The organism is Marseilla massiliensis (assembly GCF_016899855.1).
Lineage (GTDB): Bacteria > Bacteroidota > Bacteroidia > Bacteroidales > Bacteroidaceae > Prevotella.
This window is the reverse complement of sequence record NZ_JACJJG010000112.1, coordinates 1-8,757: the sequence shown is the minus strand read 5'-3', so window position 1 is coordinate 8,757 and position 8,757 is coordinate 1. Positions and strand designations below refer to the sequence as shown.

The 8,757-nt window shown below is 55.6% G+C and carries 6 protein-coding genes; 3 read left to right on the top strand and 3 right to left on the bottom strand.

Features of this window, described 5'->3' with window-relative positions; all coding sequences use genetic code 11:
- Positions 1 to 81 precede the first annotated feature (81 nt).
- From ychF to H6A34_RS12470, 3 genes are all read left to right on the top strand, one after another.
- On the top strand, positions 82 to 1,182 hold the full coding sequence (gene ychF / locus H6A34_RS12480; protein WP_205105787.1) for a redox-regulated ATPase YchF: 1,101 nt from the start codon (positions 82 to 84) through the stop codon (positions 1,180 to 1,182).
- Between the two features lie 161 nt (positions 1,183 to 1,343).
- Positions 1,344 to 2,192 (top strand): prolipoprotein diacylglyceryl transferase, encoded by an 849-nt coding sequence (gene lgt, locus H6A34_RS12475; protein ID WP_205105786.1) that lies wholly within the window; start codon positions 1,344 to 1,346, stop codon positions 2,190 to 2,192.
- Positions 2,193 to 2,511: 319 nt separating this feature from the next.
- Complete coding sequence (locus tag H6A34_RS12470; protein ID WP_205105785.1) at positions 2,512 to 4,311, top strand: WG repeat-containing protein; 1,800 nt, start codon at positions 2,512 to 2,514, stop codon at positions 4,309 to 4,311.
- Between the two features lie 71 nt (positions 4,312 to 4,382).
- Here the strand turns inward: H6A34_RS12470 and H6A34_RS12465 are convergent, their stop codons facing one another.
- The 3 genes from H6A34_RS12465 to H6A34_RS12455 form a co-directional block, all read right to left on the bottom strand.
- Entirely contained in the window at positions 4,383 to 4,868 is a 486-nt protein-coding gene (locus tag H6A34_RS12465) for a GNAT family N-acetyltransferase (RefSeq protein ID WP_021947339.1), read from the bottom strand.
- Between the two features lie 105 nt (positions 4,869 to 4,973).
- Positions 4,974 to 7,610: a DNA mismatch repair protein MutS gene (gene mutS, locus H6A34_RS12460; RefSeq protein WP_205105784.1), complete on the bottom strand. Its 2,637-nt coding sequence runs from the start codon at positions 7,608 to 7,610 to the stop codon at positions 4,974 to 4,976.
- Positions 7,611 to 7,958: 348 nt separating this feature from the next.
- The gene (locus H6A34_RS12455; RefSeq protein ID WP_205105783.1) at positions 7,959 to 8,624 is read right to left on the bottom strand and encodes a hypothetical protein; all 666 of its coding nucleotides are present in this window, start codon (positions 8,622 to 8,624) and stop codon (positions 7,959 to 7,961) included.
- Between the last annotated feature and the right edge of the window lie 133 nt (positions 8,625 to 8,757).

The window sequence follows — 8,757 nt, the reverse complement described above, 5'->3', positions numbered from 1 at the left end:
GTATGTTATAATAATTTATTTGCTTATTATGAATTATTTTGTACCTTTGCACCCGAAGATTATAAACGTTTATACAAAGATATGTCATTAAAATGTGGTATTGTGGGATTGCCTAACGTGGGCAAGTCCACGCTTTTCAACTGCGTGTCGAGCGCGAAGGCGCAGGCCGCCAACTTCCCTTTCTGCACCATAGAGCCTAACGTGGGCATGATTACCGTGCCCGACGAGCGGCTGACTAAGCTGGCCGAGATTGTACATCCGGGACGCATTGTGCCCGCTACGTGCGAGATTGTCGACATAGCCGGACTGGTGAAGGGCGCCTCGAAGGGCGAGGGACTGGGCAACAAGTTCCTCGGAAACATACGCGAGACCGACGCCATCATTCACGTGCTGCGCTGCTTTGACGACGAAAACATAACCCACGTTGACGGCACCATAGACCCGATACGCGACAAGGAGATTATCGACACCGAGCTGCAACTGAAGGACCTGGAGACCATCGAGGGCCGTCTGTCTAAGCAGCAGAAAGTGGCCGCCGCGGGCAACAAGGACGCAAAGGTGGAGGTAACGGTACTGGAAGCGTACAAGGAGGCGCTCGAACAGGGCAAGAACGCCCGCATAGTAGAGTTCGAGTCGAAAGAGGAGCAGCAGGCCGCGCGCAACCTCTTCCTGCTCACGGCCAAGCCCGTATTGTACGTTTGCAACGTCGACGAGGCGTCGGCAAAGGACGGCAACGACTACAGCCGCCGCGTAGAGGAGATTGCGAAGGAGGAAGGCGCCGAGGTGCTTGTCATAGCAGCCAAGACAGAGGAGGACATCGCGGGCTTCGAGAGCTACGAGGACAAGCGGATGTTCCTCGACGAACTGGGCCTGGAGGAGAGCGGAGTGAACCGCCTTATCAAGAAGGCCTACTCGCTGCTCGACCTGCAGACGTTCATCACCGCCGGCGAGATGGAGGTGAAGGCCTGGACATACAAGAGGGGCTGGAAGGCTCCGCAGTGCGCCGGCGTTATCCACTCCGACTTCGAGAAGGGCTTTATCCGCGCCGAGGTAATCAAGTACGACGACTACATCAAGTACGGCTCTGAGGCCGCCGTGCGCGAGGCCGGCAAGCTGGGCATAGAAGGCAAGGACTACGTAGTGCAGGACGGAGATATCATGCACTTCAGGTTTAATGTATAAATATCAAGTAGTTAGAGTAGTTAAAGGAGTTACCGCTCCCGTTGGTCGCTAAGTAGTTAAAGTCAAATGCCTTGACTATTAGCCATTTATTTCACATTACAAGCAAAAGTAATGACTTTAACTACTTTAACTACATTAACTACTTTAACTACTGAATAAATATGAACCAATTACTATCCATCCTCTGGAACCCCGACCTCGTGGCGTTCAGCATAGGGAGCTTCTCGTTCCGCTGGTACTCGCTGTGCTGGCTGCTGGGCCTGCTGGCGGCATACCTCATCGTCAAGCGCCTGTACAAGGAGCAGAAGATAAAGCCCGAGCTGTTCGACCCGCTCTTCATCTACTGCTTCGTCGGCATACTGATAGGCTCGCGCCTGGGCCACTGCCTGTTCTACGAGCCCGGCTACTTCCTGTCGTCATGGCGCCACGTGGTGGAGATGTTCCTGCCGATACACTTCATGGCCGACGGCTCGTGGAAGTTTACCGGCTACGAGGGACTGGCCAGCCACGGCGGCACCATCGGACTCATCATCGCCCTCTGGCTGTACGTGCGCCACACGAAGGTCAACCTCTGGCGCGTGCTTGACAACGTGGCGATAGCCACTCCAACCACGGCGTGCCTCATACGACTGGGCAACCTTATGAACTCCGAGATAATAGGCAAGGTAACCGACGTGCCCTGGGCGTTCATTTTTGAGCGCGTGGACATGTATCCGCGCCATCCGGGACAGCTCTACGAGGCCATCGCCTACGCCGTTTTCTTCTTCATCGGATGGTACATGTACCGCAAACGGCCCGAGCGCGTGGGCACGGGATTCTTCTTCGGACTGTGCATAACGCTTATCTTCACCGCCCGCTTCTTCATCGAGTTCACAAAGGACATTCAGGAGTCGTTCGAGGCCGACATGCTGCTTAACATGGGCCAGCTGCTCAGCATTCCGTTCGTCATCGTCGGCCAGCTCTGCATGTTCAACCGTCCGCTGATGAGACGGCTCGGGGCTGAGAGATAATCCAACCGCATACAGGCATGCAACCTACAGGCCGCAAGGCCGACCGAAACCACCATCCACAGCGCTTCAGAAGCCGCAACGGCATGTAATGCCGCCCGTTGTGTAACCAGTGTGTTTACAGACGGGAAAATAAGGCAGCGAGTGGATGGTGGTTTTACGTTTTTTTCGCTATATTTGTTTCACGAATACAGGAGGCGGTTCGGCAATGTCAAGTTAAAAAACTTTGTTTTTTTCTTGCCATTGCGCTCACCTTTCACTATATTTGCAGTGTGACAAATGGCCGCGGCCCGGCCTGATTCTACTGCAAAAACAAACAACAATGAGAACGTTACTGCTTATATTCTTCATCATCGCCGCCGCCCACGTGAGCGCCGACGACAAGTTTACCGTGGCCAAGAAAGACTCAGAGACTGGCCTGTGGGGATATGTCAACAAAGAGGAAAGCGGCCGTACCCTGTGGTTCCAGCGCGCCAAACGCGTATCGTTCGGCACTCTGGGCATAGGCGGCGGCTCGAAGAACGAACTGCTTACCCACGGATACGAGGATGAATGGGTTATCTCGCCGCAATACGAGGACGTGGCAAAGGAATTCTCTGAGGGGCTTGCCGCCGTGCAGCTGCACGGCAAGGTGGGCTATATAGACACGCTCAACAGGTTCGTCATCGAACCCAAATTCGAGAGCATGAAGAATCTTGACGGCTTCAGCCTCGGCCTTGCCGCCGTGAAGATAAACGGCAAGTACGGCTTCATTGACAAGAACGGGGCGTTCGTGATAAAGCCGATATACGAATACGCCGAGAACTTCCGCGACAACAAGCTCGCCACGGTGAAGCAGGACGGCAAGTTCGGCGCGATAAACCTTAACGGCGAACTGGTAGTGCCGTGCAAGTTTCCGCTCGAGGAGGCGATGACGAGCGTGCCGTTCTCTAACAAACCCTACCGCGAGGCTAAGGAGCAGGCGGCCAAGGATTACGCGGCGGGCAAATACGCCAGGACGCTCGACATAACAACAAAGGCGGCTGCCGAGGCCGACGCGAAAATCAACGGCGGCGGCAACGGCGAGACGAGAAAGATAACCGTGAAGGACGAGAACGGACTGAAAAGCGCCTATGCCGACGACGGCAGTTGCGTGCTCTCGCCGATATATGACGACATCGTGCCTGAAGACGACAACCTTCTGATGATAGCCCAGAACGGCAAATGGGGCGTGGCCGACGCCTTCGGACGCATAATAATCCCGGCAAAATACGACATCATAACTTACGACGACGGCGCCTCGATGATAGTGGCCGACACGGGCGGCAGGATAGGACTGTACCGCACGTCGGGCATGATGGTGCTGCCACCGTGCCTTGACGGCATTGACGAGTTCGTAGACGGCAAGGCGATAGCCTACATCAACTATGAAAGCGGACTGGTAGACACCAACGGTGAACTGACCGACAGCATTGTCGAAAAAGCCTTCCTCAAGGCTGTCAAGATGGACGAGAGCAACGCTCCGAGGCACGAAGTTACCAGTCTGTACAACCAGATACTGCTCGCCTGCCCCGACTTTGCCATGGCGCACAACAACATCGGCATAATGGACATCGAGGCCGAGGACTACAAGGAGGGAATGAACAGGCTGAAAGTGGCGCACAAGCTCGAACCTGAAAACACCGAGATAGCCGCCAACCTGAAACAGGCGAAGAAGGACAGGAACCAGCGCAGGTGGAACAGAATAGGCTCGGCGCTCGAAGTTGCCGCGGTAGTGGTTGGCGTGGCGACGACGGCCTACACCACGGTAGAGACGATAAAGCACGGCTCGTCGGGCGGAGGCGGTGGCTCGATGGGCGCAGGCGACATCGGAAGCGGGTCGGGAGGAGGCTCAAGCTGCGCCCAAATATTGTCCGAAATATCAAGATACGAGAATAAACTGGCCAAGGAAGCCAAAAGCACCGGCGGCAAAGCGGCGCACGAAGCGGGAAAGAATGCCGCGCACAGGATAGCTCCCGACATGGTGGACGGTTCGACGGCGATGGACCTGAGGGTAATAAACTCGGGCAAATCGCTCATGAGGACTTACCAGAAACGCATTGACGAACTGAAACGAAGGGCACGGAAGAAAGGCTGCCTGTAAACTTATACAACCGCTGCAGGGCGCCGCACGACAATCAACTAAGGCTCCCTACCCTGCCGGAACTTCTGCAACTAACACAGCAAAAGCTCCATGTCAACCACGTCGAGCCAGCGTCCGTGCTTATAGCCGACACTACGGAACAGCGACACCTGCTCGAACCCGAGCCTGCGGTGGAACGCTATGCTGGCCTCGTTCTCGCCCGTTATGCAGGCTATCAGCGCCTTGAAGCCGCGACGGCGGCACTCGTCAACGAGCTTTTCCATCAGCGCCGTGCCCGTGCCTTGGCGCGTTGCGCCGTGACGGAGGTAGATTGTAGTCTCGAGAGTGTTGGCGTAAGCGGCGCGCTCTTTCCACGGATGGGCGTAGCAGAAGCCGACTACCCTACCCTCTTCCTCGGCCACATAATATGGAAAATCAGGATATATACCCGCTATGCGGCCGCCCATCCGCTCTTCGGTAAGAGCCTCTGTTTCAAAGCTCTCAACCCCGTTGAGTATGTAACGGTTGTAAATCTCCGTGATTTGCGGTATGTCCTTAGTTTCAACCGGCCTGATCATGTTGTTTTTATTGAACATTTGTTATTTCATAAACTATTAGGCTTATTAGGCCTATTTGGCTCATTGGGCCTAATTAGCCTGATAAGCCTAATAGGCCTGATAGGATTACTTGCCAGTGACAATTTTCTTTATTTCGTTGAGCTTGTTGAGTGCCTCGACCGGCGTAAGGTTGTTGATGTCAAGGCCGAGAATCTCGTCGCGCACCTGGCTCAGCACGGGGTCGTCAAGCTGGAAGAAGCTCAGCTGCATGCCGTCGCCGCCGGGCGTTATCCTCTCAGCATGCACGGGCTTGCCCACCGAACCTACCTGAGCGTTGTCGGCCTCGAGCTGCTTGAGTATCGCCTCTGCGCGGCGCACTATGCTCTTGGGCATTCCGGCAATCTGCGCCACGTGGATACCGAACGAATGTTCCGACCCGCCGCGCTCCAGCTTGCGCAGGAATATCACCTTGTTGTCAACCTCCTTCACGCTTACGTTGTAGTTCTTGATGCGCTGGAAGTGCTTTTCCATCTCGTTAAGCTCGTGGTAATGCGTGGCGAAGAGCGTGCGCGCTGCCGCCTTGGGCCGTTCGTGCAGGTACTCAACTATTGCCCACGCTATGCTTATGCCGTCGTAGGTTGACGTGCCTCGGCCGAGTTCGTCGAAGAGAACGAGAGAGCGCGGGGTGACGTTGTTGAGGATATTCGAGGCCTCGGTCATCTCGACCATGAACGTAGATTCGCCCAGCGAGATGTTGTCCGACGCGCCGACACGGGTGAATATCTTGTCCACCAAGCCTATTTTGGCGCTCTCTGCGGGCACGAAACATCCCGTCTGGGCCATCAGCACGATGAGCGCCGTCTGGCGCAGCAGAGCCGACTTACCGGCCATGTTGGGACCGGTTATCATCATTATCTGCTGCCGCCGGTCGTCCAGGTAGACGTCATTGGGCACGTATGTCTCGCCCACGGGCAGCTGTGTCTCGATAACGGGATGGCGGCCCTGCTTGATGTCGAGCACAATCTCGTCGGCCTCTATCTGCGGACGGATATAGCGGTGCTGCTCGGCCGCCTTGGCAAACGAGAGCAGACAGTCTATCTTGGCTATGAGCGAGGCGTCGGTCTGTATGGCGGGTATGTACTCCTGCATGGCTATCACGAGCTCGTTGAAGAGCCTTGCCTCGAGCGCCAGTATCTTGTCCTCGGCGCCGAGGATTTTCTCCTCGTATTCCTTCAGCTCCTGGGTGATGTACCGCTCGGCCTGCGCGAGCGTCTGCTTGCGCACCCAGTCCTGCGGCACCTTGTCCTTGTATATGTTCCTTACCTCGAGGTAATAGCCGAACACGTTGTTGTATCCTATCTTGAGCGAGGCTATGCCGGTGGCTTCGCTCTCGCGTTCCTGTATCTTTAGCAGGTATTCCTTTCCGCCGGTGGATATCCGGCGCAGCTCGTCAAGCTCGGCGTTGACGCCGTCCCTTATTACCCCGCCCTTGCTTACCAGCTGCGGCGAGTCCTCGTTTATCTCGCGGGCAATGCGGTCGCGCAGGCTCTCGCACAGGCTGATGTTCTCGCCGATGCGGCGCAGCCCTTCGTCGCCTGCCGTCATGCATGCGTCCTTCACCGGCACGATAGCCTGCAGGGCAGTCTTCAGCTGCACCACCTCGCGCGGCGACACGCGGCCCACTGCCACCTTGGATATGATACGCTCGAGGTCGCCCACACGGCGGAAGCGCTGGTCTACGAGCTCACGGAAGTCGGGATGGCGGAAGAACGTGTCAACGATGTCGAGGCGGTCGGATATGGCCTTGGCGTCGCGCAGCGGGAACACGAGCCATCTTTTCAGCATTCGGGCGCCCATCGGGGTGACGGTGTTGTCGACAACGTCGAGCAGCGACGAGCCGTCGTCCTGTATCGGGTGCAGCAGCTCGAGCGAGCGTATTGTGAACTTGTCGAGCCTTACGTAGCGCTCCTCCTCTATGCGTGCGAGCGAGGTGATGTGTCCGATGTGCGTGTGCTGTGTCATCTCGAGGTACTGCAGTATGGCCCCCGAGGCCACAATGCCGCTCCTGAGATGGTTTACGCCGAAGCCCTTTAGCGACTTCACGCCGAAGTGCTTGAGCAGTTTCTGCTCGGCGGCCTGCTCGGTGAACACCCAGTCGTCAAGCTCGAAGGTGAAGTACTTGTTGCCGAAATATCGCTCGAACACGTCGCGCTTGCCCCTCTCGAAGAGCACCTCCTTGGGCGAGAAATTGACGAGCAGCTTCTCAACGTAGTCGTAAGAGCCCTCGCCGGTGAGGAACTCGCCCGTGGATATGTCGAGGAAAGCCACTCCGCAGGCCGCCTTGCCGAAGTTGACGGCGGCCAGGAAGTTGTTTTCCTTGTAGTTGAGCACATTGTCGGTCATGGCCACGCCCGGCGTCACCAGTTCGGTAATGCCGCGCTTGACGAGCTTCCTGGTCAGCTTGGGGTCCTCCAGCTGGTCGCAGATGGCCACTCGCCGCCCTGCCCTTACCAGCTTTGGCAGGTAGGTGTCGAGCGCGTGGTGAGGGAAGCCGGCCATCTCCGTAGGCGCGCCGTTCTGCTGTCCGCCGTTGCTGCGCCGCGTCAGCGTAATGCCGAGTATGCGGCTGGCGTCGACGGCGTCTTGCAGGTAAGTCTCGTAGAAGTCGCCGCACCTGAACAGCAGCATTGCGTCAGGGTGTTGCGCCTTGAACGAGAAAAACTGCTTCATCATCGGAGTAAGCTCATTGTCTTTTTTGGCCATAATTCTTTTTTAATTGACAAGTGACGAGCAAACAAGCTGACAAGGAGATTTCCTTTTCAGTCGACAAGCTAACGAACAACGAGTTGACAAAAGACGCAAATCTCCTTGTCTGCTCGTTGACTTGTCTGCCCGTCAACTCGTCTGCTTGCCTGCTTAATAAAACTTCGTGCAAAGTTACCAAAAAACGTGGGCATAAAAAAATATTCGTTTCGATTTAACGCGATATGAAAAACAGTACGGAGCCCGTATGCGTCAGCGATAGGGCCCCGTAAACACCAAAATAAAAACTAAAACATTACAACTACAAATATCCACGTTATCCTTTCATCTTTTCATCTTTTCACCTTTTCACCTTTTTACCTTTCCACTTTTACCTTTAAAATTTCCATTACGCTTGTTTGCCTTAGTGGTGCGCTTGGCCGTTGAAGGCTTAACGGCATGCCCAGACTTTTTGGCGGGCGTGGCCTTCACGGCGTGCGAGGTCTTCTTGGAATGGTTGCGCGAGCCTGTGCTGACGTTCACCCTGTTAACCACCTTCATCTTTCCGCCGCTTGAATACGTGCGGCCCTTATACCAACTCTTGCCCCCGTTGCTCCGCCAGCTGTGCCCGCCACGGTACGTAGCGTACACCTTCGGGCGGCCGTAGTACAGCCTGGAGCGGTCGGCGTAGCGCGAGTATATGCGGTAACGGAAGCCCGAGCTCCAATATACCGGACGGTAGAAGTACTCAATCGTGCAGTACCGGCCGTACTGCGCCGCTGTGAGCACGTAGCCCAGGTCAAGGTTGCGCCTGTACCAACCCGTGTCGTACAGGTCGGCCTGGGTCGACAGCGACACAAGATAGTCGAAGTTTATTTCATATACTGCGTTATACTGGCTCTCGGTAAGTCCCAGCTCATAAGCCATCTTGTCGGTGAGGAACAGCGCCTCGCGCTGCGCCTGTGTGTAAGTCATCGCCTGCGATGTCATCACTGCGGTGAGCATTGTCACCAGATAGAGTATAGTCCGTTTCATGGCGTTGTCGTATTAACTGTTATCTCACCGGCAAAGGTATGCATTATTTTCCCCCTGCGCAAGGCGAAAACCCTACCCTTTCAAGGGAAAACCCTATGAAAGGTGAAAAGGTGAAAAAGTGAAAGGGTGAAAA

Excerpts from the sequence above, each read along its gene's own strand:
- H6A34_RS12470 (WP_205105785.1), top strand. The coding sequence starts at position 2,512 with ATGAGAACGTTACTGCTTATATTCTTCATCATCGCCGCCGCCCACGTG.
- ychF (WP_205105787.1), top strand. The coding sequence starts at position 82 with ATGTCATTAAAATGTGGTATTGTGGGATTGCCTAACGTGGGCAAGTCC.
- mutS (WP_205105784.1), bottom strand. The coding sequence starts at position 7,610 with ATGGCCAAAAAAGACAATGAGCTTACTCCGATGATGAAGCAGTTTTTC.
- lgt (WP_205105786.1), top strand. The coding sequence starts at position 1,344 with ATGAACCAATTACTATCCATCCTCTGGAACCCCGACCTCGTGGCGTTC.
- H6A34_RS12455 (WP_205105783.1), bottom strand. The coding sequence starts at position 8,624 with ATGAAACGGACTATACTCTATCTGGTGACAATGCTCACCGCAGTGATG.
- H6A34_RS12465 (WP_021947339.1), bottom strand. The coding sequence starts at position 4,868 with ATGATCAGGCCGGTTGAAACTAAGGACATACCGCAAATCACGGAGATT.